Genomic DNA, 26,411 nt, shown 5'->3' on the forward strand with positions numbered 1-26,411 from the left:
AAAGTGCAAGAAGCATTCGGTACATGATAAATCAGGCGTTTAAATATCTTTTCGGGTTAATGCTCGGGTTATGTTTGGGGCAAGTTGCCTGGGCGCAGCAAAGTACCATTGGCATAGGGCAGTGGCAGGTACACGTGCCGTATAACCGCGCCAAAGCCATTGCCGAAACCGAAGAAGGTGTTATTTACTGCGCCACCGAAGATGGTTTTTTTTCTTACGACCCAGAGTTTAATCAACTAAAAACCCTAACCAAATCCGACGGTTTTCACAACATCAATGTAAGTACTTTGGCTTATGAGCCTGGCACCAGAACGCTGGTAATTGCCTACGAAGATACGCACCTGGATTTACTACGTAACGGCGAAATAATTGCCATCACCGATATTGCCCGCAAACCTATTCCGGGTAATAAAACCATTCACCATATTTACTTCCAGAATAAACTGGCTTATCTGGCTACTTCTTTTGGGGTAGTAGTACTGGATCTGCAAAAGCTGGAAATTAAAGAAACGTACAGCAATTTGGGCCCAGCCGGGCAAGTTTTAGAAGTATATGCCAGCACTTCCCTGAACGATAGCCTTTATCTGGCAACTTCAAACGGGCTAATGGCCGCGACTTTGACGGGCACTAATCTTTTAGATTTTAAAAATTGGCGTACGTTTACTGCCGCCGATGGCTTACCCGAAACGTATACCAGTAAAACCATTGCCGCTTTTGCCAATAGCATTTACGCGGGCCTTAATCAAGATAAAATTTTAAAATTTAACGGGCAAAATTGGGTTCCTACCGCCGTCAGCCTCACGGGTACCGAAGCTATTCAGTTAAATGCAACATCGGAGCAATTATTAGTTGCTACTTCAACCAACATACTCTTGCTCAATGCCAACAACAACCTGCAGGTTCTCGATGATGATTTACTGGTGCAACCAAGGGCGGCATTACAAAGTAATAGCAAAACTTATTGGTTTGCGGATTACAGCCGGGGCTTGATTCAACTGCAAAATAATACTTATACCGCTTTCGTGCCAGCCGGACCGTACTCCAATCAGGCATTTAGCGTGTACTCCGATAACAAATCTACTTTTGTATTTGAAGGCGGATACAACCAATCGTACGAGCAGCGGGGAGCCAAAGCTGGCTTGTACGAATACACGAACGGGCAGTGGGCAAATTATACTGCTTGGGTACAAACCGATCCGAACCAGTTTCCGGCCATTACCGATTTAACTCGTGCTGTCAGGGACCCGGCTTCGGGCAAATTATACGTAGGTTCGTACGGCGGCGGCTTACTGGAGTGGGGCGGATTAGGAAATTTTAAAATTTACAATCCAGCTAACAGTCCTTTAATAAGTTCGCTGGCGGCAAATAACAACTTTACCCGCGTACCCGATGTAACTACCGATGCTGCGGGTAATATCTGGGTGTTAAACCGGCACCAACTACCCAACTTGCCAAGTTTGCATGTTTTAAAAGCCGATAATACCTGGCAATCTTTTGCTTTTCCGGGCTTTGCCGATGGCAGTAACCTGGAGCGTATAGTTATTGATGATTCTAATTTAAAATGGCTGGCTTTAAGTAAAAACGGCACCAGCGCAAAAGGAATGCTGGTATTTGATGAAGCTACTAATAACTTTAAGCATTTAACGCCGAACAACGCTAATTTACCCGGCCTGGAGGTACACGCTTTAGCTAAAGACCGGAATAACACCGTTTGGGTAGGTACTAATAACGGCTTGGCTGGTTTTTATGATGCGGCGCAGGCTTTTACTACAGATTTTACCGCAACGTTGCCCATAATTAACGGTCGGCCGGCTCTCGAAGGGCAGGTGGTACGGGCCATCGCCGTTGATGGTGGTAACCGGAAATGGGTAGGTACCGATGCTGGCTTGTGGTTATTTAACGAAGAGGCCGATAAACTACTGGCTAATTTTACCACGCAAAATAGTCCCTTACTGTCCGATAAAATAATCGATATCAGCATTAACCATAAATCCGGAGAAGTATTTATTGCTACCGAGGCCGGTTTGGTTAGTTACCGGGGTGGCGCTACCGTTACCGAAGAGAAACCGGCATGTGCTGCGGTATTTCCGAATCCGGTTCGGCCCGAGTACGATGGTTTAGTGGGAATTTCCGGTTTGCCCAATAATGCGCATGTAAAAATTACCGATAGCGCCGGCCGGTTAGTTTATGAAACCAAAGCCGCGGGCGGTACTGTAGCCTGGAATACCCGTAACGGCGCCGGAAAACGCGTAAAAACGGGAGTATACTTAGTCTTTAGCGCTACCCCTGATGGTAGCCAAAGTTGCGTGAGTAAAATTGCCGTTATAGATTAAGTGGCAGCTTACAGTTTAAAAGCTGGAAGTGAAAAATTTAAAAATTTATCTGGTTCTCTTCCATTTGCCACTACACTATTTTGCCAGAAGCAGCTTTTATATTAAAGCCAGATTTAAAAAATGAAGAAGCTGGTAAAGGGTAAATAGTTAAACTTGCTTCTGGTTTTGTTAAGTAGCTGAGTTGGGTAGCTCGTGATCGTAAAATCCTTCTCCGGTGCTATTCGTTTAACTTATAACTTTAAACTCTAAACTTTTAAACGGTGCTGGTAAAAACCCGCGGAATTGTTCTAAACTTTATTAAATTTCGGGAGACCTCTATTATCGCGCGGGTGTATACCGAGCAACTGGGCTTGCAATCTTACATTGTAAACAGTGTCCGGAAGAAAGGACCCGGTGCCCGTATTGCCTTGTTTCAGCCGCTTACTTTATTGGATATGGTGGTGTATACGTCGCCGAAAGGCGGATTAACCCGCATTTCGGAGTACAAGTGCAGCTATCCGTTTACCAATATTCCGTTTAATACCTTTAAAAGCAGCATTGCATTATTTCTTTCGGAAATGCTCTCGCATACCATTCTGGAAGAAGAAGAAAACCTGCCTTTATTTAACTTTCTGTACGAATCGGTAATTTACTTTGATCAGCAGGAGCAGGGATTTGGCAATTTTCATTTGTTCTTTTTGTTGCGCTTATCGCATTACCTGGGCTTTGGGCCTACCTCCGGAGCCGATATAACGTCGCAGGTAGCTTTTTCGGCCGGAACTGCCACGCAAAGCCGGGGTTCGGTGCTGCATTTTCAAATGTTTGAAGCTTACTTCGATGCGCTATTGCAAAGCTCCGAAGATGTATTTATGAACAGTAAAATCAGAAAAGAACTGCTTCTGATCTTAATCCGGTATTATCAGTTGCACGTAGAAAAACTCGGCGAAATTAAGTCACTCCAGGTATTATCAGAAGTTCTCTCGGATTAGCAAATCTCGGATTAATAAATCTCGGATTAGCAAATTGGTGCGGGTTAAGTAAATTTTTAAAAAATTAAAATTCTGAATGCTGTAATCGCCTTTTTATAATCAAAAAAGCGCCACCTTTCGGTAACGCTTTTTATGATTAATAGTAAAATTTAAAAAATTACTTTATATCCAATACGGTAATCTCATACATAATCACATCGGTACCGTATGCTAAATGCGAAGGAAGAATTAAAGTAGCTTTTTCTCCTTTGTTCATTAAAGTAGCGCCTTCATTCAAACCGGCAAGTCTACCTGCACCCACTACAAAAGTAGATGGTATTCCGGAGTCGTAAGTAGATTCCATTTTCTGACCATTTACTAAATACCGGCCAATGTAGTGCATGGTAATAGTATTCCCTTTTTGGGCTTTATCCCCCGAACCAGGCTGACCCGGCAGGTAATATAACCCTGTAGTGGATTTAGTGAAATTGGTTATTTTATTATCAGCCAGGTATTTTTGGATGAACGCATCATCAGCTTCCCGTTGCCGGTTAGCGTATTGCTGATACGGATCTTCGCTTTTACAGCCCGCAAAGCCAAGCACTAAAAGCAAAGAAAGAATCAGACTAAAACGGGCCATTTTAAAAGGCTGGAGCATAAAATTAAATTATTTTACTTGCAGTAACTCAATATCAAAAATCAAATTAGTATTCGGTGGAATAGAAGTGCCGCTGCCTTGCTCCCCGTATGCTAATACAGAAGATAAATAAAATTTAGTTCTTTCCCCAACGCGCATCAGCGAAACACCTTGCTGAAAACCAGTAATAATGTTAGACTGGCCTAGTACAAAAGTTAAAGGCTGAATGGCTGTTTGGCCTGTACGTACTTTCCGGGATGTATCCAGGGTATCGCCTTTAAAGTTAGTTAAAACATAATGGGTAACTACGGTTCGGCCAATTCTGGCACTATCGCCGGTACCAGGAGTTTGCACGGCAGCATACAAGCCTTTATAAGGCGTACGGCGCACGTTAGCAATATTGTTGGTTAAGATATGGTTCTGAATCAGAACGGTATCAATGCCTAGTTGGCGCTTATACGCTTCTTCTTGGCGACGGGCTTCATCTTCTAACTCGCTATTATCGTTGCAACTGTAAAAAACAGTTACACTTAAAAAGAAGAAAATAGCAGTTAATAAACGATTACGGGTAATGGAGGTGATGGTGTTTTTGAGGTTCATAAATGTGACTAAAATTTTGTTGAAAATAGGATTTAATTTCCCGGTCTTTTAGCGCAAGCTAAGCTACATTCGGAACGGTGGGGTAGGGTGTTTATTGCCGCCCTTAATTCTGAATTTAACATAACCTGCGCATTAACTGTTTCGGGATCAGTATCTTACACTATCCTATTAGAACAAACAATTATTTCACGTCTACTAGTTCAACGTCGAAACGAAGCACAGAATTAGCCGGAATTTTGCCTTGTGCTTGTGGCCCGTAAGCCATGGTAGAAGGAATTAATAAAGTACCTTTTGCGCCTTTGTTTAATAAAGCAATGCCTTCGTCCCAGCCCCGGATTACCTGGCCTTGACCCAGAGGAAACTCGAAAGGTTTACCACCTAGTTGGGGGTTCTCCGACGAATCGAATTCAGTACCATCCAATAAAGTGCCTTTGTACTTAACGGCTACTGTTTGGCCCGCTTTGGCCGGAGCGCCAGAACCTGGTTGATTAACAACATAATATAAGCCCGATGCCGTTTTCTCTGCTTTTAAGCCTTCTTTCTTAACGTAATCCTGGATTATCTTTTCGTCTTTTTTATTCTGTTTCTCCATGAACTCCATCATCATTTTTTGCTGGTCCATCATGGCTTCTTGCTGCGACTGTACTTTTTGCGCCAGCACGTGGAAGGTTAACTGCGAGCCTTTTTTAATAAATGGAGGCAAAGGTTGCTGAAAAGTTTTAGCAAATAATGAATCGGCGCTAATCCGGAAAACAGCACTATCGCCGGGTCTAACAAGCGAAAAAGCATCTTCTAAACCACCTTTAAAAGTAGACTTCATAATCGGAATTTGAACCGGGAAGCCATTCTGGCGGGTATCAAACAATAAAGTGTCTTTACCCGATTTTGATTGGGTAAAGTATTTCATTTGCATCGTAAGAACCTGTCCTTCTTTAGGTTTGCCTACGGTATCGTTTTTGGTAGGGGCATCTTTAGGCTCAAATTCCCCGGATTTATTTTTAGCAAATAATTTATATTCAACGCCATTATCAGCTTTCTTGAAATCTACCGACCCTTTGTTGCAGGCCTGCAGCAAGCAAAATCCGGCTAAAACCGGCACGAAAAACTTTACTTTTTTAAACATTTTAAATTTAGGTTTACGAATTAATTATCTTTTAATAGTTGATCTTTATACTCAGGTAAGATTTGTAAAAACCGCGACAGGGTAGCCGAAAGCGGTTCGTAAGCTATACCACCGGCTGCGTTGCGATGGCCTCCCCCTTGAAAATGCTTCCGCGCAAAATCATTCACCGAAAAATTACCTACCGACCGGAACGACATTTTAACAGCATTGCCCCGGTCGATGATTAAAGCAGCAAATACCACGCCTTCAATAGATAAGGCAAAATTTACTAAACCTTCAGTATCGCCGGTTTTAGAGTCGTATTGCTTTAACTCGTCGGCAGTAATAGCAATGTAGGCGGTCCGGAATTCGCGCAGTACGGTTAATTTGTCTTTGAGCACGTAACCCAAAAAACGCAAACGCATTTCGGTGTGGCTGTCGTATATAAGCCGGTGGATGTTAGAGGTATTAACCCCTACCTGCAATAATTCGGCAATAATTAAATGCACGTTACGCGAGGTACTGGGGTGCCGGAACGAGCCGGTATCCGTCATGATGCCGGCGTACAAACATTCGCCAATGTGCACATCAATCAAATCCTGATCGCCTAAATCGCGGATTAGCTCAAATACTAACTCGGCGGTAGCAGCGGCGTTGGTATCGGAGAAAACAAGCTGGGCAAAATTTTCCGGATCCAGGTGATGATCGATGAGGACTTTGGTAGCCGGTGATTCTTGTACGTAAGGCCCCATTTCGTTAATGCGGCTCAACGACGAAAAATCGAGGCAAAATATAACTTCGGCTTGGTTAACTAATTTTTGAACCAGTTCCGCGTTGGTGGCGGGGTCAAACGTAATAACATCGTTATTGCCGTTCATCCAATTCAAAAAATCCGGATAATCAGAGGGGGTAACTACCGTTACCACGTGGCCCTTCTTTTTGAGATATCCGGCTAAACCCAGCGAAGAACCCAGGGCATCAGCATCGGGTTTATGGTGCGTGGTAATTAGAATCTCCTTTGGTTCCTGAAGCAGATCCTTCAGAGCAGTAATTTGTTGCATTCTTAGCTTAAAAGCTCCTTTTTTAAAATTAGGTGCAAGACACAAAATTCGGCATAAAATAATTTAAAACAAAACATTTATTACAGCAGCCTAATTCACACGTAATTAACGTTTAAACTAATTAATTATTAGCATTATTTAGCAGAACTCTGTTAATTTTGTGCCTGCTTAGAGGGTTACAGGTTGAAAAGTTAGAAAGTTGAAAGGGAATGAGGGATTATGTTATTAAAACCATGCAGCAAGTAAGCCAATAAGAAACAAAATTGTGAGTTTTAAAATAAATTTAAAAATTTTATCTATGGTCGATTGACCATGGGCTGTGAACTAAAATAATATACATGGCTACTAACCAAACTTTTACCATGATTAAGCCGGATGCGGTACAAGACAACCACATTGGCGCTATTACCCAAATGATGGAAGCCGATGGTTTCCGGATTGTATCTTTAAAAAAAACACGCTTAACCCCGGAGCGGGCCGGCGAATTTTACGCCGTACATAAAGAACGTCCGTTTTATAACGATTTAGTAAAATACATGAGTTCCGGCCCGATTGTGGCCATGATTCTGGAAAAAGAAAATGCCGTAGCTGATTTCCGTAAATTGATTGGTGCAACCAACCCCGCTAACGCCGAAGAAGGTACCATCCGGAAAAAGTTTGCCAAATCGATGGAAGCAAATGCGGTGCATGGCTCTGATTCTGATGAAAACGCTCAGATCGAAGGTGACTTTTTCTTCGGTGCCGGCGAACGCTTCTAGAGCGCGAATTTTCGCAGATTAAACGGATTACACGGATTTAATTTTAAGATAAAAAAGCCGTTCTTTTAAATAAGAGCGGCTTTTTTATTAGTGTTATCGTTATGAAGCAGATTTAAAATTTATTGCTTAGCTAATTGGTAAGAAAAAGTTAGCAGGGTTATAATTTTAAATTTTGATAGTTTACAAAACTTTCTAGCCATTAAAGCTAATTTTAAATCCGGGTAATCCTATTAATCCGTAAAAATCCGTGATCTATTTAGCGGATAATTCTGGTTCCGGTTCTGGTTTTACGTTGGTGCCAAACACGCGGGCTACCCAACGGGGTAAGAAAATAGAGCCTAAAATTAAATACAAATAGTAGGTTACAATGCGGTACAACAATACGATTACCGTAGTAAAGCTACCAAGCCATTTGCCAAAGAAAGTAGGAAAGGCAATCTCGGCAAAACCAGCGCCGCCCGGCGTAATAGCTACCAATAACACTACTTTGTAAATAAGATTACGCGAAAAGATTAGCATATGGTCCTGGAAGCCAATATTGGTAAAAGCAGCAATCAGGCAGTTAATGACGTAATAACGAGCCGTCCAGACGAAGACAGTAGATAAACAAGCCCGGAACCAATAACCAAAAGAGTAGCCTTTTAATTGCCGGGATGCCCAGACCAATTCGGTGCCATGTTTGTAAGCCGCTGCGCGCCATTTTTTTAAAAAACCAACCGAGGTAATCCGTAAAAATAAACGTTTAACGGCTTTGGGGTTCCGGAACAGGGCGTACCACATTAAAGTGGCGTAGAAAGCAATGAGAATATAGCTAATGGTAAACGCTACTTCTAAGCCTGCTTTAAATGATTCGGGTAAAGCGGCAACATCCGGAAATACTTCGCCTTGGGTAGCTAATAAAACTACGGGCACCGCCACTAAAAAGAACATGTTATCGAGCATGGCCGTTACCATGACGTAGGCCAGCGATTTACCTAACGGAATGCCTTCTTTGTTAATAATAAAAGCCGCTACCGTAGAGCCACCCGCTACCGAGGGCAACACGCAGGAGGCAAACTCCCAGAGCATAATTACATCTAAACTCTTGCGCCAGGATAAAACTTTTTCGGTGATGTGCCGGATGCGGTAAATATAACCAGCGTCGCGTACGATTAACACCACAATGGTCATCACTAACCAGAATGGTTTGGCATTTTTTAAATTTTCTAAATCGGCCAGGTTGTTGTTTCGGTAAAACATGTAACCGATTACCGCCAAACCAATAAATACCGGAATCAATATTCGTTTTGTCGAAAAATTTTCCAGTAATTTTTTTCTATTCAAATCCATCAATTGCTACCCGTAAAGATTCATCGAATTCTTTAATACGGAAATTGTTAAAGCCTTCGTCGATAATAACGCTGATTACTTGCAGTTGCAGCATATCCAGTATGGCTAAAAAGTTAAAAATTATGCCAATTTTGTCCGGAAAGGCGGTCATGAGTTCCGTGAAAGTAATAGAACCAACGGTTTGTATTTTAGTTTGAATAAAATGCCGCTGCTGCTCAATCGTATAGGGGTACGTATAAACGGTATGTTTCGGTCGGTTTTGTTCTTCTTCGTATCGATTAATTACTTTTTCGAAAACCCGCATCAGCTTATATAAGCTTAAATCCTGCAATTCGTAATCGAGTTTACTTTTTTTCGCAATTACCTGCAGTTCGTCATCAATATTACCCCGGTTTTCCTGGAGTAAACGCCGGTCTTCCAGGTCTGATAAATCGGTAAGTACGGCCTTGTATCTTTTGTATTCGAGCAGGTGCTGCACCAATTCTTTTCGTGGGTCAATTTCGTTCCCATGTTCATCTTTTTCGGTGCGGGGCAGCAACATTTTGGCTTTAATGCGCATGAGCGTAGCCGCCGTTAAAATAAATTCACTAGCTACATCCATGTTTAACTGTTCCAAACGCGTAATGTAAGCCATAAAATCGTTCGTGATTTTATAGATCGGAATATCGTGGATATCCAGTTCGTCGCGCTCAATAAAGAAAAGCAGCAGATCAAAAGGCCCCTCAAAAAGCGATAATTTTATCTCGAAACTCACTCCTTTTTACGAATTAGCTGTTTTTAAATAAGTTGCAAAATTAGCTAAAATATGGCGCAATAAGTAATGATGCCGTTATTGATTTGTGAAGGAATAGTTATGCCCCTAAAAACCACGGATTTCTTGTTTAGATAAAAAGGATATTTAAAAAAAAGCCTGCTTACTCAGCAGGCTTCTTATCAAAATTTAAAATTTTTAAATTTTACAAAGTACGTTTTACTTCGCGCTCTTCGTAGGCTTCAATTACATCGCCTTGTTCAATGTCATTAAAGTTTTTGATGCTGATACCGCACTCGTAACCTTGTCTTACTTCCGCTACATCGTCTTTAAACCGTTTCAGGGCTAAAATTTCGCCGGAGTAAACCACAATACCATCGCGTACTAACCGTACCCGGCTGTTCCGGTGGATGGTGCCATCGGTAACCATACAGCCCGCAATAGTACCCACTTTGGTAATCCGGAATACTTCGCGTACCTCCACGTTGGCTACTACTACCTCTTGCATGGTTGGCGCTAACATACCTTCCATCGCATCTTTCAACTCGTTAATGGCGTTGTAGATAATCGAGTACAGGCGGATATCAATTTGCTCTTGCTCGGCCAACTTACGGGCATTAGCCGATGGCCGCACCTGGAATCCAATAATAATCGCATCGGAAGCCGAAGCCAGCAACACATCGGATTCAGAAATTTGACCAACGCCTTTATTTAAGATATTTACCTGAACTTCGTTGGTAGATAGTTTCAGTAAAGAGTCGGAAAGCGCTTCTACCGAACCATCCACGTCGCCTTTTACAATTACGTTCAGTTCTTTAAACGAACCAATGGCTAAACGACGGCCAATTTCATCCAGGGTAATGTGTTTCTTGGTACGTAAGCTTTGCTCACGTTGCAACTGCTGACGGCTAGAGGCAATTTCGCGGGCTTCGCGTTCGGTATCGTATACCACAAACTTATCGCCTGCCTGCGGTGCGCCATCCAAACCTAGTACCTGTACTGGGGTAGAAGGACCCGCTACTTTCATTTTCTTGCCCCGGTGATCTGTCATGGCGCGTACACGGCCAAAGTGCGAACCAGCCAGCATTACATCTCCAATGTGTAAAGAACCGGTTTGTACCAGAACGGTAGTAACATATCCGCGACCTTTATCCAAAGAAGCTTCAATAACAGTACCTACGGCGTTCCGGTCTGGGTTGGCTTTTAATTCCAGTAATTCAGCTTCCAGTAAAACTTTTTCCAGTAAATCCGGAATACCAATTCCTGATTTAGCCGAAATTTCCTGGCACTGGTATTTACCACCCCAATCCTCCACGAGCACGTTGATGGCAGCTAATTGTTCCCGGATCCGGTCTGGGTTAGCTGATGGTTTATCAATTTTGTTAATGGCAATTACAATAGGTACTCCTGCCGCTTGCGCGTGATTCAGGGCTTCCTTCGTTTGCGGCATCACATCATCGTCGGCAGCTACCACAATAATAACTACGTCCGTGATTTTAGCACCCCGAGCCCGCATCGCGGTAAACGCTTCGTGACCAGGTGTATCTAAAAACGTAATGCGTTTGCCAGTATCGGTTAATACATCGTAGGCCCCAATGTGCTGGGTAATACCCCCGGCCTCACCGGCAGTTACCTTTGAGTTACGAATGTAATCGAGCAAGGAAGTTTTACCGTGGTCTACGTGACCCATAATGGTAACAATCGGGGCCCGGTCTACTAATGCATCCGCATCTTCTTCTTCCTCCGCTACTACTTCTTCGTCTTCGGCCGATAAGAATTCTACATCGTAGCCAAATTCATCCGAAATAATGGTAATGGCTTCGGCATCTAAGCGCTGGTTAATAGAAACAAACATGCCTAGATTCATGCAGACTTTAATAACCTCGTTCACCGAAACGTTCATCAGCGAAGCCAGGTCATTGGCCGAAATAAATTCGGTTAATTTTAAAATTTTGGCCTCTGACTGTTCTTGCTGTCTTCTTTCTTCGGTAGCATCGGCAATAGCCGACCGTTTTTCCCGGCGGTATTTGGCCCGGTTCGTCTGCGTATTTTTATTGCCGCTTAATCGCGCTAAGGTAGCTTTAATCTGATCCTGGATTTGCTTATCCGAAACTTCCGGTTTTGGCCCACCAGCCGCTACTGGTGGCCGATTGTTCTGGCCAGCTCCGGGACGGTTATTAGGCCGGTTATTACCTGGCTGGTTTTGGTTCGGACGGGGCTGACTAAAGTCTTTCCGTTCGCCGCGGGTTACTACCGGACGATCTGAAGTGTCTGGCGCCGCGTTATTCTGAACAATAATCCGTTTCCGTTTTTTCTTATTGTTCGCATTATTGGCATTGCCGCCACCACCGGCATTAGCCGATTGATTTTGGTTATTATTAGCCGGAGCGTTAGCCGGTCTGTTTCTGGTATCCGGTACTGGTTTGCCTCCTTTTTTCCGGGGAAAGTCTTTGGGTAATTCAATTTTGCCCAGAACGGTTAATCCTTTTAACGGATCAGCCCGGCCCGGAATAATTACTTCCGGCTCTTCCTCGTTTGAATCCGTGGTTACCGGGGCATCCTCTGGCTCAGAAGCAGGAGGTGTTGTTGCCGTAGGCGTTTCGGGTACTTCAGCCGCTATAGGAGCCGGGGCTGGAGTTGGCTCCGCCGCAGGAGTAACTGCTGCCGGAACTTCTACAGTTTCTTGTGGTTCCTGAGGTGGCGCTACGGGCGGCACATTTTCAGTAACCGCTGTAACTGGCTCCGGTTCAGCCGGGGCTGGTGCCGGTACTACCTCTGGTTCCGGAACAATAATAGGCTCGGGCTGGCGCTCTTCTGCCACCGGAACTGGTATTTCGGGAGCAACTTCCGGTTTTTCTTCTTGCGGAGCCTGTACAGGTTCCGGCGCAGGAGCTACGGGAGGTTGCGATGATTCTACGGGTTTAGAAACAGGTACTCTAGGAGCATTTAAATCTATCTTGCCCACTACTTTAATACCTGGTAATTTAACACCGGTATCTACCGAAGGTTGCTCCTCAACAGTATTCGTTGGGGCAGCCACCGGAGGTGCCGGAGCCGGTTTAGGAGTATTGGTATTTTCTATTTTTTTCGGCTGTTCAGGTACTTCGGGCAAGGCAGGAGCACTAACTGGCTTTTTGCCAATATTCAGTTTTTCAGCCTCAATTTTGGCCTGAACCGATGATTCAAATGCGCTCATTAACACCTCAAATTGCTTTGAGGTTATTTTGGAAGTAGGTTTGTTTTCGATATCAAAACCTTTAGCCGCCAGAAAGTCTACCACCGTAGACGTACTGATGTTTAAGGTTGTTGCTACCTGTTTTAGCCGCATCGTTTTTTCTTCTGCCATGCTTGGAATATGCTGTCTTTTTTTAATAGTTATTGGTAATCGGTTGAATCGCCGAAATTTGCGCGCTAAATTAGGTTAAATTAAGCGTTTATAAAGTCAAATTTTGCGGAATCAATAAAATAAAATGTAACTGTCATTAAATTTAGTAACAATGAAACAGCTATTGTTCGTTCCTCTTCCAGTAAGTCAGGCTTAATTACTATCCGTATCGAACTCCTGACGGATAATAGCTAATAAATCATCAACGGTTTCTTCTTCCAACTCGGTACGGCGCACCAGGTCTTCGCGCGAAACAGCTAATACACTTTTAGCCGTATCTAAACCAATCCGTTTTAATTCATCAATAACCCAGCCTTCAATTTCATCAGAGAATTCGTCGAGCGAAATATCTTCTTCGTATTCTTCCTGCTCCCGGAACACATCAATTTCTAAACCCACTAAGCGGCTTGCCAATTTTATGTTCTGGCCGCCTTTGCCAATAGCTAACGAAACCTGGTCGGGCTTGAGGAACACGGAGGCCCTTCCTTCTTCTTCGTTAATCCGGATACTGCTTATTTTAGCCGGGCTCAGCGAACGTTGGATGTATAATTCAATATTATCGGTGTAGTTAATTACATCGATGTTTTCGTTTTCTAATTCCCGCACGATGGAGTGAATACGGGAGCCCTTCATGCCCACGCAAGCGCCTACCGGGTCAATGCGGTCGTCGTAAGATTCTACGGCTACTTTAGCTCGCTCGCCAGGTTCGCGGACAATGTTTTTGATGGAAATTAAACCATCGTAAATTTCCGGCACTTCGTTTTCGAACAAGCGCTCCAGGAAAGCCGGTGCGGTACGCGATAAAATAATTTTAGGCGTGCCGTTGTGTATTTCTACCCGGTGCACCACCGCCCGTACCACATCGCCTTTGCGGTAACGGTCTTTGGGTATTTGTTCGGATTTTGGAATAATTAATTCGTTATCGTCCTGGTCCACGAGCATTACTTCGCGGTTCCATACCTGGTATACTTCCCCCGAAATAATTTCACCTACCAAATCTTTGTATTTCTGGTACATCAAATCTTTTTCCAGGTCTTTTACCCGCTGAATTAAAGTTTGCCGGGCAGTTAATACCGCACGCCGGCCAAAGTCTTCCAGCTTTATTTCTTCCGAAACTTCTTCTCCTACTTCAAAATCCGGTTCAATTTTTTGGGCATCCGATAAAGCAATTTTATCGTGGTCCCAGATATCTTCGGAATTATCGTCCACAATTTCGCGGTTACGCCAGATTTCCAAATCGCCTTTCTCTACGTTCAGGATAATGTCGAAATTTTCATCCGTTCCCCATCTTTTACGAATCATGGTCCGGAATACATCTTCCAGAATCCGCATCATGGTAGGACGATCGATATTTTTAAATTTAGCGAACTCCGCAAATGATTCTATCAGGACTGAACTGTTCATTTTTCTTTTTATTTAAAAGATATTACAATATTCGTCTTTGCTATATCGGTAAAGTTTACTTCGGCCGGGGCCAGCGTAACTTTTTTACTTTTTTCTTTTATTTCTTCGGTAATTTTTATGCCATCGGCCGTAACTTCTTCCAGGGTGCCGGTTTTCTCGGAACCGTCTTTTAACACCAGTTTCAGTTTACGGCCAATGTGGCGCTTATACTGCCGGTCAGAAGTTAACGGCTGGTCGGCTCCCGGCGAAGTTACTTCCAGAATGTAGCTTATTTCGTCGCCGTAAGCGGTTTCGATGCGGTTTGCCAGCCGCCGGCTAACCAAAGCGCATTCATCAATTCCAACTCCGTTATCGCCATCCAGTATTACCGTAACTTTAGGCTTGGCCGGATTATCAGATACCTGTACTTTTACCACGAATAAGTCATCCGAAGGCAAACAACTCGGTATCATTGTTTTTATATTTTCGGCATTTAGCGTCATCAATTCTGAGTCCTAACAAACAAAATAGGGGACGCCTGTCCCCCTCTTCAACCAATTAATTGTACAAATGTACGAAAAATTTACGTTTAAAACAACCAGACTGGTTTTTTCATTTGATATTTTGCTGATAATTGCTTTAATAATAAGCCTTTGAGCAATAAACTTACTGCAAAATAATACTTAAGTTATTTATTAGTTATCTTTTAACAGCGATTATCGGCATATTTAGAAGCTGATTTTATTAATACGGGTATTACCGACATTAAGGCTTAATTTGTAAGTTTGTTCTTGTATATTCAGGAGAGCGTGCGTAAAAAATTTTCGGTTACAGTTTATTATCTTGTTGTAATATGGTTACTGCTGGCAATTGTAACAATGCGCATTCCATCTTACTATTTCTGGCCGAGTGGTTTTTTTCTGTTTACCATGCCCATTCCGTTGGTGCTTAATTTTTTTTTCTTGCTTGGCTGGGCCTGGAACCGATCGTGGCTGGTTATAATACCAGTGCTGGTGTTGGTATTTACCTGGACGTACTACGAACGCGGATTAAGCCTGGGTTTTGGTGGAAACTCTTCGGAGGCAACAGCCGGTAATTTGCCCACAGAAGTAAAACTGGATGTATTAAGCTACAACGTCCGGATATTTAATACCTATGCCCACCTGCGCGATAAAGAGTACACCAACTCCCGCAACATGATTAAATGGGTAGCCGAAAACCCAGCCGATGTGTTTTGTTTGCAGGAATTTTACAACGAGCCGCATTCTTCTGTTTACAACTCCGTTCAGAAAATAGTTAAAAAATACGGCAAACATTATTTTATATCCAACACCTTAATCAACCGGGCCAACGGCCAGTTTGGTATGGCTATTATTTCCAAATATCCTATTCTGAATAAGGGCACCATTAAGTTCGAAAAGCTCACGCAGAACCACGCCATGTTCGCCGATTTAAAAATTAAAAATGATACGGTGCGGGTTTATAATTTTCATCTGCAATCTATGAGCATTGAGGAGCAGGATATTATTAAAACCTACCAGGAACAAGACCTTTTCGGGAAAGACTTACGCAATATAGTGCGGCGGTTAAAAAACGGTTTTATCAAACGCAGTTACCAGGTAAATACGTTGTACGACCACTTAAAAGAATCGCCGTACCCGGTAATTGTGTGCGGCGATTTAAACGATGTGCCTTACAGTTATACCTATCAAAAGCTTAACCGCAAATTAAACAATGCCCATACGGCAGCCGGTTGGGGCATTGGGAGCACCTACAATGGCATTTTACCGCTCCTGCGCATCGATAATCAATTTTTTAGTCCCGATTTAGAAGTAAGTAATTTTACCGTGCACCGCGATGTAACCTTCTCCGATCATTTTCCGCTAACAGCTACTTATAAAATTAAAAATTAGAAATTATGAATTAGAAATTACATTATTTCAAATACAACGATAAAACATCTTTGCTCAAATTATTAATAGCATAATGGATAATGAAAAGCTGTTTTGATTAAGTACTGCATGAATAGAAGTAATTTTTAAACTTCCAGTTCATTTCTAATTTTTAATTTCTAATTCATAATTCTTAAAAATACTACCTTTGCGCCCATGCAACCGTTAGCTCTTTATAATACCCTTACCCGCAAAAAAGAAATATTTGAACCTTTGCACGCTCCTTTCGTGGGCATGTATGTGTGCGGACCAACCGTATATGGCGAGGCGCATTTAGGTCATAGCAGGGCGGCCATTACCTTTGATATTTTATTCCGGTACTTAACCCATATCGGTTACAAAGTGCGCTACGTGCGCAACATTACCGATGTAGGCCATTTAGTAAACGATGCCGATGAAGGAGAAGATAAAATTGCGAAACAAGCCCGGCTGGCACAAATAGAACCCATGGAAGTAGTGCAGCATTACACCACGCGCTACCACCAAGATATGCAACAACTCAATGTATTATCGCCTAGCATTGAACCGCGCGCTTCCGGCCACATGATCGAGCAGATTGCCATGATTGAGGAAATTTTGGCGAACGGCTTAGCTTACGAGGTAAACGGATCGGTGTATTTTGATGTGCCGGCTTACAACCAAAATCACCATTACGGCAAATTGTCGGGCCGGATTGTGGAAGATTTACTGGCTAATACCCGCGAACTGGATGGGCAGCAGGAAAAACGCTCGCCTTTGGATTTTGCCCTTTGGAAAAAAGCTTCGGAGAGCCATATTATGCGTTGGCCTTCGCCATGGAGCGAGGGTTTTCCGGGTTGGCATTTAGAGTGTTCGGCTATGAGCCGTAAGTATTTAGGGCCGCAGTTTGATATTCACGGGGGTGGATTGGATTTAATGTTCCCGCACCACGAGTGCGAAATTGCCCAAAGCCAGGCCAGCAACCACACCGATGCTGCTAAATACTGGGTGCATAACAATCTGATTACCATTAACGGTCAGAAAATGGGAAAATCGCTGGGCAATTTTATTACGCTGCGCGAGTTATTTACGGGTCAGCACGATTTACTGCAAACTGCCTATACTCCCATGACCATCCGGTTTTTTGTGTTGCAGGCACATTACCGCAGTACTTTAGATTTTTCGAACGAAGCTTTATTGGCCGCGCGTAAAGGCTATTTAAAGTTAATGAACGGCTTAAAAGTGCTGGATAAAATTAACTACCCTGCCGATGCCGAAGAAAGCGGCGCCCAGGACAACGACGTGCAAAAATTACTCGACGATTGCTACCGCAGTTTAAACGACGACCTGAATACCGCTAAAGCCATTGCTTCTTTGTTCAACGTTTTAAAGAAAATCAACAGCATGTACATGGGGCAAGTGCCGGTAACCAGTTTAAGCAGCGCCATGTTCCAAAATTTAAAAAATACCTACCGTGCCCTGGTAACTGAGGTATTAGGCTTAACCGAAGAACGCCCAGATAATTTAGACCAGATGTTAGCTTTGCTGCTTAAGTTCTACAAAGACGCGAAAGATGCGAAAGATTACGCGAAAGTAGATGAGATCCGGGCCGAATTTAAAAAATTAGGCATTGTAGTGAAAGACATGAAAACCGGCATTGATTGGGCCTACGAAGAATAGTAGTGTTCTCTATAATTGAGTAAACGCAATTATAATATACCATGAAAATTAACCCCAGCTAGTTATCAAACTGGTTGGGGTTATTTTTTATTCTAGGGCTTTTGCAAAAGGTTTTTGAAGTAGAAGCTGTATAGCCTATATAAAATAGAAGTAACATTTGCCTGTGGGGGGCACCACCAAAACGGGATAACTTCACAAAATACTACTAGCTTCTAGTTAGTAGCTTTAATTATTACATTTTAGAATGCTAAACAGCTTCGGTTGTTTGTGAAGACACAAACAACGGCACCCAAACAATGGCACCAGAGTAGTTTTTACTTGCTAAAAAGGAAAAATTTAAAAAATTACTCCGGTAAGTATTCCAGAAAGCTACCTGCTGGCGTTACCTGTAGTTGCGCTTGCGCGCCGCAAACTAAAGCTAAATTATGCGGTTCGTGCCCCGTCGGGAAATCAAAACAAACAGGGTAGGAGTAAGCAGCGGTATGTTCCTGAATGATCTCGTAAGCGGTTTTGCCAAACGGAACCGGATTGTCGCGCATATCGGTCATGTGGCCCACGATTAAACCGGCTAAACGAGCTAATTTGCCACTGCGTTTGAGTTGCACCAGCATGCGGTCGAGGTTGTACAGGTATTCGTCAATTTCTTCTATGAACAAAATTTTACCGGTATAATCTACATCTGAGGCTGTGCCGATAATAGTATTCAATAAACTGATATTACCGCCAAACAATGGCCCTTGCGCTTCGCCAGGGCGGTTAAAAACATGCGCCGGAACTTGGTAATTGATTGGTTCGCCGAATAAAACTTTTCTTAAACTTTCGATAGCGGCTTCGCTGCCGGCCCGACTAAATAGCGATGGCATAATGCTGTGAATGCTGGCGTAACCTAAGCCTAATACGTGGCAGAGCAAAGCGGTAATGTCGCTAAAGCCGATAATCCATTTCGGCGATTTTTTAAAATTTTCAAAATTTAGCTGGTCCAGCAAACGGGTAGTGCCGTAACCGCCCCGGGCCGAGATAATGGCTTTTATATCCGGGTTATCCAGCATGGTTTGCAGATCGCGCAAACGCAGTTCGTCGTTGCCGGCAAACTGGTGAAAGTCGCCGGCCATGCTCTCGCCAATAACTACTTCTAAACCCCAAGACGTAAGAATATCAACGGCTGATTGAATTTCGACTAAGGTGATTTTGCGGGCTAAGGCACAAATGGCAATTTTATCGCCAGGTTGCAGGCGCGGAGGAAAAATCATGCGGAAAGATTAACTGGATTGTAGTAGATGAATAAAAGAAAAGGTTGCGCCAGATGAGGGCGCAACCTTTTAGCCGTAATTTTAAAATTTAAATCAATTCAAATTCTTCGGTAGCTGTTTCGCGCACGTTTTCGGGGCTAGTAGTGCTTGCTTGAAAATTGCCGGTACTTACCAGAAAAGCATCGGATTCGCGAATGGCCTGAATGTGCTCTAACAGGTTTTCGAGGCGTACGTAGCCGATTACGTATTTAAAATCTTTCGCGATAAATTTCTCAGAAATGCTTTCGAACTGCAGTGTTTTTAATAATTCTTTATTCGAGTAACGCAGGTAAACTTCTACTTCAATGTTGTTGGTAGAATTTACTTCGATATGTTGCAGGTGTTTTTTGTACTCATATTTATACCCGTACGTCAGCGCTGAAATATCCGATAAAACCGCGGAACCGGTTGGATAGCCGCCCGCGCCTTTACCCGAAAAGAATTGTTTTTCGGAGAAAGCCGCTTCTACAATTACGCCGTTGTACTCGTTTTCTACGTTGTACAGCGGGTGGGTGCGGGTGATAAACTGCGGCATCACAAACAAGGTAACGGTAGCCTCGTCTACTTTACTTACGTGCGGTACCAGTTTTATTTTATAATCTTTTTCGCGGGCGTATTGAATATCGTATTTCGATAAATTTTGAATACCTAAATTTAGAACCGTATCTGGGTTTAAAAATAAACCAAAAGCGTGCGCCGCAATAATGGTGAGTTTATACTTCGCATCGAAGCCGCCTACATCCAGAGTTGGGTCGGTTTCGGCGAAACCTAAATCCTGGGCTTGTTTCAGAGCCAGATCGTAATCCAGGTTTTCGTTAAAAATTTTAGATAAAATATAGTTAGAAGAACCGTTAAAAATACCGCTTACGGCGTACAGTAATTCATTGTCGTAATATTCTTCCAGTGTCCGGATAATAGGAATAGAGCCGCAGCAGGAGGCCTCGTACAGCAAAGATACCTGGTGTTGGTGTTGTAACTCTACTAACTCTTCCAGGTGTTGGGCCACCATTTTTTTATTGGCCGTTACTACGTTTTTACCTTGTTTTAAGGCCGTAGAAACTATTTCAAAAGCTTCATCGGCATTATCAATCAGTTCAACAATTAAATCAATTTCCGGGTTATTGAGTACTTCGTCTTTCTCAAAAGTAAAGTAAGAAGCCGGCAGCTTGCGTTTTTTGTTACGATCTTTCACGCAAATTTTTTCGATGCTGGCTTTAATGCCCCGGCTGTTGGCTAACACATCATATAAACCCTGGCCCACGCAGCCAAACCCAAACAAGCCTACTTTTTGAATTTTAGTCATTATCAAATATGTAATATGTACTAGGTTGTAAATAATAACTGTACAACCCAGTATAATGGAACGCTATGTTAATGTAAAGCTAATATAAATCAGTTGTTTATAAGTACTAGAGTAAAATTGGTAAACGTTTGTTTTACTAGATACAAATAAGCAAAAACGAAAATTTTTAAAATTTTACAATTTATAACTTACAACTTACTTTGCTACCGGTATAGCCAGAAACGTTTCGATTAGCTGGGTTAGTTTTACGGTTTCAATTAAAAAACCATCGTGCCCGTAAAAAGAATCAATTTCGTGATAGATAGCGCCCGGTATGTGTTCGGTTAAATATTGTTGCTCTTGCGGCGGAAACAGCAGATCGGAGCTAATGCCTACAACCAGGGTTTTGGCTTTTATTTGTTGTAAAGCTTTTTCTATGCTGCCCCGGCTACGCCCTACATTATGCGAATCCATGGTTTTGCTGAGCGACACGTACGAATACGCATTAAAGCGGTTTACCAATTTTTCGCCCTGGTAATTCTGGTAAGAAATAGCTTTAAAATTGTCGGTTTTGTTTAGATCGGTTTCGTATTGGGTTTTACCGTAGGTGTGATAAGTGCGGTAACTAAGCAAAGCTACGGCCCGTGCGGCCTTTAAGCCTTTGCGACCCCCATCGGGTACATTTAAATAATAAGTTTCGTCGGCCCGGATAGCCAGGCGCTGCGCTTCGTTAAAAGCAATACCCCAGGGCGAATGGCTGGCGTTAGTGGCTATTATCAGTAAATTTTCAATTAAGTCCGGAAATTGAATTGCCCATTCCATGGCTTGTTGGCCGCCCAACGAACCACCAATCAAAACGTTTATCCGGGAAATACCTAAATGCTGCCGCAAAATTTCGTGCGCGGCTACCATATCGCGAATAGAAATATCCGGGAAATTTTGAAAATATGCCGCTCCGGAAACCGGGTTTTCAGAAAGCGGACCCGTAGTACCGTAGCAGGAACCTAAAATATTAGCGCATACAATAAAATGTTCGTCGGGGTTAAATAAGTAGCCGGGCCCAAATAAACCTTTCCACCAGTCAAATACATCGGCGTTGGCGGTAAGCGCATGGCACACCCAAATAACATTGTTTTTATCCGGATTATAAGTGCCGTAAGTATGGTAAGTAATCTGAAGTTGGGGTAATGTTTTCCCGCATTCAAGTAAAAAAGGCTGCGGGTAATGTAAAATTTCCTGACTCATGCGCTGCATTATTTCCGCAAAGATATAAAAACCAAATTTATAGCCGGATAATTCGCGCTACCTGCCAGTGTAAACCTGTTGGTAATACAACAACACCGGTTTTGCTCACCGCCTTGCCCGAAATTATTATGGTTTTTTCTTTCTTCCACGGATAATTAAAAAAGCCTGATTACTACTTAAACGCAGTGGTAATCAGGCTGTAAGGTTTTATTTAAACAGATTCGATTATTTTGTCGGTAACTTCCGAAGCAGGGCCATCAGCATCCGTTAGATCGGAACTACCAGAGCCGCTGCCATTATTTAACTGGGCAAAAGCTTGTTCAAAATCAGCTTTAATATCATCAATGTGCTCAATACCCACAGATACCCGCAGGAAAGTAGGCGATACGCCGGCTGCTTTTTGCTCTGCTTCCGATAATTGCTGGTGCGTAGTAGCCGCTGGTTGAATAATCAGCGTTTTGGCATCGCCCACGTTAGCTAAATGGCTGGTTAATTTTAAGCTATCTATAAATTTAGTAGCGCTTTCTTTATCGCCTTTAATGTTAAACGACAGCACGCCACCGAAGCCCTTTTTTAAATATTTAGTAGCCAGCTGGTGATAAGGGCTGCTCGCTAAGCCCGGATAGTTTACGCTTTCTACCTGCGGGTGCTGCTCCAACCATTGTGCTAATTCTAAAGCATTTTGTACGTGGCGCTCTACGCGCAGCGATAAAGTTTCCAGGCCTTGCAATAATAAGAACGAGTTAAACGGACTAATGGCTGGTCCAAAATCGCGTAAGCCTTCTACCCGTGCCCGGATAATAAACTGGATGTTCCCGAACGGCCCTTTAGGCCCAAATACATCGCCAAATACTAAGCCATGATAACCTTCGGCGGGTTCCGAGAATTGCGGGAATTTACCGTTATTAAAATCGTATTTACCACCATCGATAATAACGCCGCCAATGCTGGTGCCGTGGCCGCCTATCCATTTAGTAGCCGATTCCACTACAATGTGGGCACCGTGCTCCAGTGGCCGGAATAAATAACCGCCTGCCGCAAAAGTATTATCTACAATTAATGGTAAGTCATGCTTTTCGGCAATGGCCGCAATGGCTTCAAAATCCGGGATGTTAAAGCCGGGGTTGCCAATAGTTTCCAGGTACAGGGCCTTAGTTTTATCATCGATTAATTTTTCGAAACTCTCCGGGTTGTCGCCATCGGCAAAGCGCACTTCAACGCCCAAGCGTTTAAAAGCTACTTTAAATTGGTTGTAAGTACCGCCGTACAAAAACGAAGTGCTCACAAAATTATCGCCGGCCTGTAGAATATTGTTTAGGGCAATAAATTGAGCCGCCTGGCCGGAACCGACCGCCAAAGCCGCTACGCCACCCTCTAAAGCCGCCATGCGTTTTTCAAACACATCGGTAGTGGGGTTCATGATGCGGGTATAAATGTTCCCGAATTCTTTTAAGGCAAATAAATTAGCACCGTGTTCGGCGTTATTAAATACGTAAGAAGTAGTTTGATACAACGGCACCGCCCGGGAACCAGTAACAGGATCCGGTTCTTGACCGGCATGCAATTGCAAAGTTTCAAATTTTAAATTTTGCTCAGACATATGGTGGATGGTTAGAATTAAGAAATAATTAGAGAATACAACTGTTGTTTGTAAAAGTTTAAAGTGGCCGGAAACGGCTAAAAAAGAAAAAATTAAAAAAAACTTAACAGCAACAACAACACATACACCAGTTAGGGGTAGTAGCCCGGTATACAAGCGGGAATGCAGATTTAGCGGTAGTAAAAGGCTTGTTGGTAAGCCCGAAAAGGTAAAGAGAGTTTTTCATGTAAAATTAATTTATATTTCCCCTGTGGGATAGGAATTGGCACCTTTCAACTTTTCTGATGGTTGCCAGAGGGTCTGGGAGCCTATTCTCTCGCCTCTTCTTTATAAATCAATTCTGTTCAGGAACAGGGTTTGATGCTACAAATTAAGTATAGGATTTAGGATATTCCAAATTTGCACCTGTATTTTTATAATTGGTAAAAGTACTAAAAAACCGCCGGTGCTTATTTTTAAAATTTTTACTTTCGGGCAGTGGGCAGAAGCTGGCTACATTAATAAACCGGCCAAAGTAGCCGAAAGGTAAGAGGCTATAGTACCGCAAATTAAGGCCCGAAAACCCAATTTCGCTAAGTCGGCACGCCGCGATGGGGCCAACTCTCCAATACCACCCACTTGTATAGCTATCGACGAAAAATTAGCAAAACCACAGAGCGCAAAGCTGGTAATCAGTAAGGTTTTCGGATGAATGGTTTCTTTTATTTTAACTAAATCCAGGTAAGCAACAAACTCATTTACTACCATTTTAGTACCCATTAAAGCGCCGGCGGTTTCTACGTCTTGGGCTGGTACGCCCATTACCCAGGCAAAAATGGCAAATAGCTTACCCAGTAAAAAATTTAAGCTTAAAGTAGGTACCTGAATTACCCCGCCCAGCTTACCCAGCAAAACATCTACCAGGGCAATTAAGGCAATAAACCCGATGAGCATGGCAACTACATTTAAGCCAACCTTTAAACCATCTGAAGCGCCGGCGGCAATGGCATCAATAATGTTGGCATGCGATTTTTTTACTTCCAGTTTTACAATGCCTTTAGTTTGCGATTGTTCGGTTTCGGGGTAAACAATTTTGGCGATTACTAGGGCGCCTGGTGCCGCCATTAAACTGGCTGCCAGCAAGTACGGGGCAGGTACGCCAAACGAAATATAAGTGGCCATTACGCCTCCCGCAATACAAGCAAACGAACCCGCCATAGAAGCCATTAGCTCAGAGTTCGTCATGCCTTTCAGGTAAGGTTTAATCATAATCTGGGCTTCTACCTGGCCCACAAAAGCGCTGGCTACGTTCGATACGGCTTCGGCGCCGCTCACGCCCATGGCCCAATGCACCGCCCGGGCCATAGCCGATACGATAATTTGCATTAAACCAATGTGGTAGGCAATATTTACCAATACCGCCACAAAAATAATAGTAGGAATAACGTTAAAAAAGAAGATATACCCGTTACCAACGCCAAAGGCTTTAGTTAAAACTTCTTTATTTACTAGCGAGCCAAAAACAAACTCCGAGCCTTTTTGCGACAGGCTCAGTAACTTTTCGATGCTATGGCCCAAGTAACCAAATATGGCTTTGCCCACATCGGTTTTTAATATAAATACGGCGAGCCCAAATTGTAATAATAAACCTACGCCCACCAGGCGGTAATTAATGGCTTTGCGGTTATTGGAAAGTAAAAAAGCTAATCCCAGCAGCACTACAATTCCAATTATTCCCGTAAATCGCTCCATAAAAAATAAGAAAATTTAAAAATTTGTCTGTTTTGTATTCACCTGGCAGGTAATCCTATACGGAAAAGATTTTCGGGTGATTTGAACAAGTAAAGATAATCTATTTTTTAACGATAAAAGGGGACTTTTTGATGACGTAATGCAAGAACAAGCCGGAATAGCTAAATACCAGGTAAAAAGAAAAGGCTTCGGTTGTATAACCGAAGCCTTTTGTAAATAGTTAGGCAAAATTAACTAGCCTGCGCGAACCGGCGGTTTACTTCGTCCCAGTTAATCAGGTTAAAGAAAGCCGTAATGTACTCGGGCCGGCGGTTTTGGTATTTTAAATAATAAGCATGTTCCCAAACGTCTAAGCCCAACAGCGGAAAACCCCCACAGTTGCTTTCTACGTCCATTAAAGGGCTGTCTTGGTTAGCGGTAGAGCAAATTTGTAAATTGCCGCCATCCATTTTGCAAAGCCAGGCCCAGCCAGATCCAAAACGGGTAGTAGCCGCTTTCGTAAATTCGTCTTTAAATTTTTCGTAAGAACCAAAAGAACTGGTAATGGCCTCGGCAATGGCGCCGGTTGGCTCGCCGCCGGCATTAGGTGCCAGAATGGTCCAGAACAGGTTGTGGTTGTAGAAACCCCCGCCGTTGTTGCGTACTGCGGCTGGAGCTTTGCTTACATTCTGTAAAATTTCTTCAATGGATTTACCTTCCAAATCAGTTCCCTGAATGGCATTGTTCAGGTTAGTAGTATAAGCCTGGTGGTGCTTCGTATGGTGGATTTCCATAGTCTGCTTATCAATATGGGGTTCCAGGGCATCGTAGGCATACGGTAATTGCGGTAATTCGAAAGCCATAGTTTTATCGGATTTTAAGGTTAGATAATTTAAAAAAACGTATTTTGTTTTACGTATGTGGGCGGCCAAATATAGCCGCTAATTTCGTTTATTCAAAAAAAACTCCGTCATCAGGTTAGCGCACTCGTGGGCCATTATGCCACTTTCCATTTCGGTTTTAGGATGTAATAAATTACTGCCAAACCGCCGGAAACCTCTTTTGGGATCGGTGGTGCCAAATACTACCCGTTTTACCTGGGCCCAGTAACTGGCTCCGGCACACATCACACACGGTTCTACGGTTACGTACAAAGTGCACTCGTGTAAATATTTATTACCTAAATAATTTGCAGCGGCCGTAATTGCCAGTATTTCGGCGTGGGCCGTTACATCGTTTAATTTTTCGGTTTGGTTGTAGGCGCGGGCTATTATTTTGTTCTGGCTAACTACCACCGCGCCAATCGGAATTTCACCTTCTTCTAAAGCGTACTGGGCTTGTTTGTACGCTTCTTTCATAAAATGTTCGTCGCTAAATACCGAAAGCACGCTAAATAATTTAAATAGTTA

The 26,411-nt window shown here is 43.0% G+C and carries 21 protein-coding genes and 1 riboswitch; of the genes, 5 read left to right on the top strand and 16 right to left on the bottom strand.

Annotation, left to right across the window (positions count from 1 at the left end; all coding sequences use genetic code 11):
• Positions 1 to 23 precede the first annotated feature (23 nt).
• Together porZ and recO are read left to right on the top strand one after the other, a co-directional pair.
• Complete coding sequence (gene porZ, locus HUW51_RS09425) at positions 24 to 2,333, top strand: type IX secretion system anionic LPS delivery protein PorZ (protein ID WP_185273718.1); 2,310 nt, start codon at positions 24 to 26, stop codon at positions 2,331 to 2,333.
• Between the two features lie 260 nt (positions 2,334 to 2,593).
• Positions 2,594 to 3,301, top strand: a complete 708-nt coding sequence (recO, locus tag HUW51_RS09430; protein ID WP_185273719.1) for a DNA repair protein RecO — start codon at positions 2,594 to 2,596, stop codon at positions 3,299 to 3,301.
• A 157-nt stretch (positions 3,302 to 3,458) separates the two neighbouring features.
• On the opposite strand, the gene HUW51_RS09435 is transcribed toward recO, so the two are convergent.
• The 4 genes from HUW51_RS09435 to HUW51_RS09450 all read right to left on the bottom strand — a co-directional run bounded on the left by HUW51_RS09435 (position 3,459) and on the right by HUW51_RS09450 (position 6,680).
• Entirely contained in the window at positions 3,459 to 3,938 is a 480-nt protein-coding gene (locus tag HUW51_RS09435; protein ID WP_185273720.1) for an FKBP-type peptidyl-prolyl cis-trans isomerase, read from the bottom strand.
• A gap of 9 nt (positions 3,939 to 3,947) precedes the next feature.
• Positions 3,948 to 4,517: an FKBP-type peptidyl-prolyl cis-trans isomerase gene (locus tag HUW51_RS09440; protein ID WP_185273721.1), complete on the bottom strand. Its 570-nt coding sequence runs from the start codon at positions 4,515 to 4,517 to the stop codon at positions 3,948 to 3,950.
• Between the two features lie 181 nt (positions 4,518 to 4,698).
• A complete protein-coding gene (locus HUW51_RS09445) occupies positions 4,699 to 5,640 on the bottom strand; it encodes an FKBP-type peptidyl-prolyl cis-trans isomerase (protein ID WP_185273722.1) in 942 nt (313 codons plus the stop codon).
• Positions 5,641 to 5,660: 20 nt separating this feature from the next.
• On the bottom strand, positions 5,661 to 6,680 hold the full coding sequence (locus HUW51_RS09450; RefSeq protein ID WP_185273723.1) for a DHH family phosphoesterase: 1,020 nt from the start codon (positions 6,678 to 6,680) through the stop codon (positions 5,661 to 5,663).
• A gap of 338 nt (positions 6,681 to 7,018) precedes the next feature.
• Between HUW51_RS09450 and HUW51_RS09455 the strand changes: the two genes are divergently transcribed.
• The gene (locus HUW51_RS09455; protein WP_185273724.1) at positions 7,019 to 7,438 is read left to right on the top strand and encodes a nucleoside-diphosphate kinase; all 420 of its coding nucleotides are present in this window, start codon (positions 7,019 to 7,021) and stop codon (positions 7,436 to 7,438) included.
• A gap of 252 nt (positions 7,439 to 7,690) precedes the next feature.
• On the opposite strand, the gene HUW51_RS09460 is transcribed toward HUW51_RS09455, so the two are convergent.
• The 5 genes from HUW51_RS09460 to HUW51_RS09480 form a co-directional block, all read right to left on the bottom strand.
• Positions 7,691 to 8,767 carry a lysylphosphatidylglycerol synthase transmembrane domain-containing protein gene (locus HUW51_RS09460; protein WP_185273725.1) on the bottom strand — a complete coding sequence of 359 codons (1,077 nt, stop codon included), beginning with the start codon at positions 8,765 to 8,767 and terminating at the stop codon, positions 7,691 to 7,693.
• A complete protein-coding gene (locus HUW51_RS09465) occupies positions 8,754 to 9,521 on the bottom strand; it encodes a segregation and condensation protein A (RefSeq protein ID WP_185273726.1) in 768 nt (255 codons plus the stop codon). Before HUW51_RS09465 ends, HUW51_RS09460 begins: the two co-directional genes overlap by 14 nt.
• A gap of 202 nt (positions 9,522 to 9,723) precedes the next feature.
• Positions 9,724 to 12,864, bottom strand: a complete 3,141-nt coding sequence (gene infB / locus HUW51_RS09470) for a translation initiation factor IF-2 (protein ID WP_185273727.1) — start codon at positions 12,862 to 12,864, stop codon at positions 9,724 to 9,726.
• A 192-nt stretch (positions 12,865 to 13,056) separates the two neighbouring features.
• Complete coding sequence (nusA, locus tag HUW51_RS09475; protein WP_185273728.1) at positions 13,057 to 14,307, bottom strand: transcription termination factor NusA; 1,251 nt, start codon at positions 14,305 to 14,307, stop codon at positions 13,057 to 13,059.
• Positions 14,308 to 14,315: 8 nt separating this feature from the next.
• Complete coding sequence (locus HUW51_RS09480) at positions 14,316 to 14,759, bottom strand: ribosome maturation factor RimP (protein ID WP_185273729.1); 444 nt, start codon at positions 14,757 to 14,759, stop codon at positions 14,316 to 14,318.
• Positions 14,760 to 15,164: 405 nt separating this feature from the next.
• On the opposite strand from HUW51_RS09480, the gene HUW51_RS09485 reads away from it, so the two are divergent.
• Positions 15,165 to 16,199, top strand: a complete 1,035-nt coding sequence (locus HUW51_RS09485; RefSeq protein ID WP_185273730.1) for an endonuclease/exonuclease/phosphatase family protein — start codon at positions 15,165 to 15,167, stop codon at positions 16,197 to 16,199.
• 195 nt (positions 16,200 to 16,394) lie between these two features.
• Entirely contained in the window at positions 16,395 to 17,876 is a 1,482-nt protein-coding gene (gene cysS, locus HUW51_RS09490; RefSeq protein WP_185273731.1) for a cysteine--tRNA ligase, read from the top strand.
• Between the two features lie 344 nt (positions 17,877 to 18,220).
• On the opposite strand, the gene HUW51_RS09495 is transcribed toward cysS, so the two are convergent.
• The 7 genes from HUW51_RS09495 to HUW51_RS09525 form a co-directional block, all read right to left on the bottom strand.
• Positions 18,221 to 19,126, bottom strand: a complete 906-nt coding sequence (locus HUW51_RS09495) for a S66 peptidase family protein (RefSeq protein WP_185273732.1) — start codon at positions 19,124 to 19,126, stop codon at positions 18,221 to 18,223.
• A gap of 88 nt (positions 19,127 to 19,214) precedes the next feature.
• Positions 19,215 to 20,468 carry a homoserine dehydrogenase gene (locus HUW51_RS09500; RefSeq protein ID WP_185273733.1) on the bottom strand — a complete coding sequence of 418 codons (1,254 nt, stop codon included), beginning with the start codon at positions 20,466 to 20,468 and terminating at the stop codon, positions 19,215 to 19,217.
• A gap of 195 nt (positions 20,469 to 20,663) precedes the next feature.
• The gene (gene metX, locus HUW51_RS09505; protein WP_185273734.1) at positions 20,664 to 21,692 is read right to left on the bottom strand and encodes a homoserine O-acetyltransferase MetX; all 1,029 of its coding nucleotides are present in this window, start codon (positions 21,690 to 21,692) and stop codon (positions 20,664 to 20,666) included.
• 211 nt (positions 21,693 to 21,903) lie between these two features.
• Complete coding sequence (locus HUW51_RS09510; RefSeq protein ID WP_185273735.1) at positions 21,904 to 23,292, bottom strand: O-acetylhomoserine aminocarboxypropyltransferase/cysteine synthase family protein; 1,389 nt, start codon at positions 23,290 to 23,292, stop codon at positions 21,904 to 21,906.
• A 234-nt stretch (positions 23,293 to 23,526) separates the two neighbouring features.
• Positions 23,527 to 23,628: riboswitch (SAM riboswitch) on the bottom strand.
• 156 nt (positions 23,629 to 23,784) lie between these two features.
• Positions 23,785 to 25,023: a NupC/NupG family nucleoside CNT transporter gene (locus tag HUW51_RS09515; protein ID WP_185273736.1), complete on the bottom strand. Its 1,239-nt coding sequence runs from the start codon at positions 25,021 to 25,023 to the stop codon at positions 23,785 to 23,787.
• Positions 25,024 to 25,253: 230 nt separating this feature from the next.
• Complete coding sequence (locus HUW51_RS09520) at positions 25,254 to 25,865, bottom strand: superoxide dismutase (RefSeq protein WP_185273737.1); 612 nt, start codon at positions 25,863 to 25,865, stop codon at positions 25,254 to 25,256.
• Positions 25,866 to 25,943: 78 nt separating this feature from the next.
• Positions 25,944 to 26,390 carry a nucleoside deaminase gene (locus HUW51_RS09525; RefSeq protein ID WP_262891327.1) on the bottom strand — a complete coding sequence of 149 codons (447 nt, stop codon included), beginning with the start codon at positions 26,388 to 26,390 and terminating at the stop codon, positions 25,944 to 25,946.
• Between the last annotated feature and the right edge of the window lie 21 nt (positions 26,391 to 26,411).

This window comes from Adhaeribacter swui (assembly GCF_014217805.1).
Taxonomy (GTDB): Bacteria; Bacteroidota; Bacteroidia; order Cytophagales; family Hymenobacteraceae; genus Adhaeribacter; species Adhaeribacter swui.

Coding starts and splice junctions, on each gene's coding strand:
- HUW51_RS09450 (WP_185273723.1), bottom strand. CDS start 6,680: ATGCAACAAATTACTGCTCTGAAGGATCTGCTTCAGGAACCAAAGGAG.
- metX (WP_185273734.1), bottom strand. CDS start 21,692: ATGAGTCAGGAAATTTTACATTACCCGCAGCCTTTTTTACTTGAATGC.
- nusA (WP_185273728.1), bottom strand. CDS start 14,307: ATGAACAGTTCAGTCCTGATAGAATCATTTGCGGAGTTCGCTAAATTT.
- porZ (WP_185273718.1), top strand. CDS start 24: ATGATAAATCAGGCGTTTAAATATCTTTTCGGGTTAATGCTCGGGTTA.
- cysS (WP_185273731.1), top strand. CDS start 16,395: ATGCAACCGTTAGCTCTTTATAATACCCTTACCCGCAAAAAAGAAATA.
- HUW51_RS09440 (WP_185273721.1), bottom strand. CDS start 4,517: ATGAACCTCAAAAACACCATCACCTCCATTACCCGTAATCGTTTATTA.
- HUW51_RS09510 (WP_185273735.1), bottom strand. CDS start 23,292: ATGTCTGAGCAAAATTTAAAATTTGAAACTTTGCAATTGCATGCCGGT.
- HUW51_RS09495 (WP_185273732.1), bottom strand. CDS start 19,126: ATGATTTTTCCTCCGCGCCTGCAACCTGGCGATAAAATTGCCATTTGT.
- HUW51_RS09500 (WP_185273733.1), bottom strand. CDS start 20,468: ATGACTAAAATTCAAAAAGTAGGCTTGTTTGGGTTTGGCTGCGTGGGC.
- HUW51_RS09520 (WP_185273737.1), bottom strand. CDS start 25,865: ATGGCTTTCGAATTACCGCAATTACCGTATGCCTACGATGCCCTGGAA.
- infB (WP_185273727.1), bottom strand. CDS start 12,864: ATGGCAGAAGAAAAAACGATGCGGCTAAAACAGGTAGCAACAACCTTA.
- HUW51_RS09435 (WP_185273720.1), bottom strand. CDS start 3,938: ATGCTCCAGCCTTTTAAAATGGCCCGTTTTAGTCTGATTCTTTCTTTG.
- HUW51_RS09485 (WP_185273730.1), top strand. CDS start 15,165: ATGCGCATTCCATCTTACTATTTCTGGCCGAGTGGTTTTTTTCTGTTT.
- HUW51_RS09455 (WP_185273724.1), top strand. CDS start 7,019: ATGGCTACTAACCAAACTTTTACCATGATTAAGCCGGATGCGGTACAA.
- HUW51_RS09460 (WP_185273725.1), bottom strand. CDS start 8,767: ATGGATTTGAATAGAAAAAAATTACTGGAAAATTTTTCGACAAAACGA.
- HUW51_RS09480 (WP_185273729.1), bottom strand. CDS start 14,759: ATGATACCGAGTTGTTTGCCTTCGGATGACTTATTCGTGGTAAAAGTA.
- HUW51_RS09445 (WP_185273722.1), bottom strand. CDS start 5,640: ATGTTTAAAAAAGTAAAGTTTTTCGTGCCGGTTTTAGCCGGATTTTGC.
- HUW51_RS09515 (WP_185273736.1), bottom strand. CDS start 25,023: ATGGAGCGATTTACGGGAATAATTGGAATTGTAGTGCTGCTGGGATTA.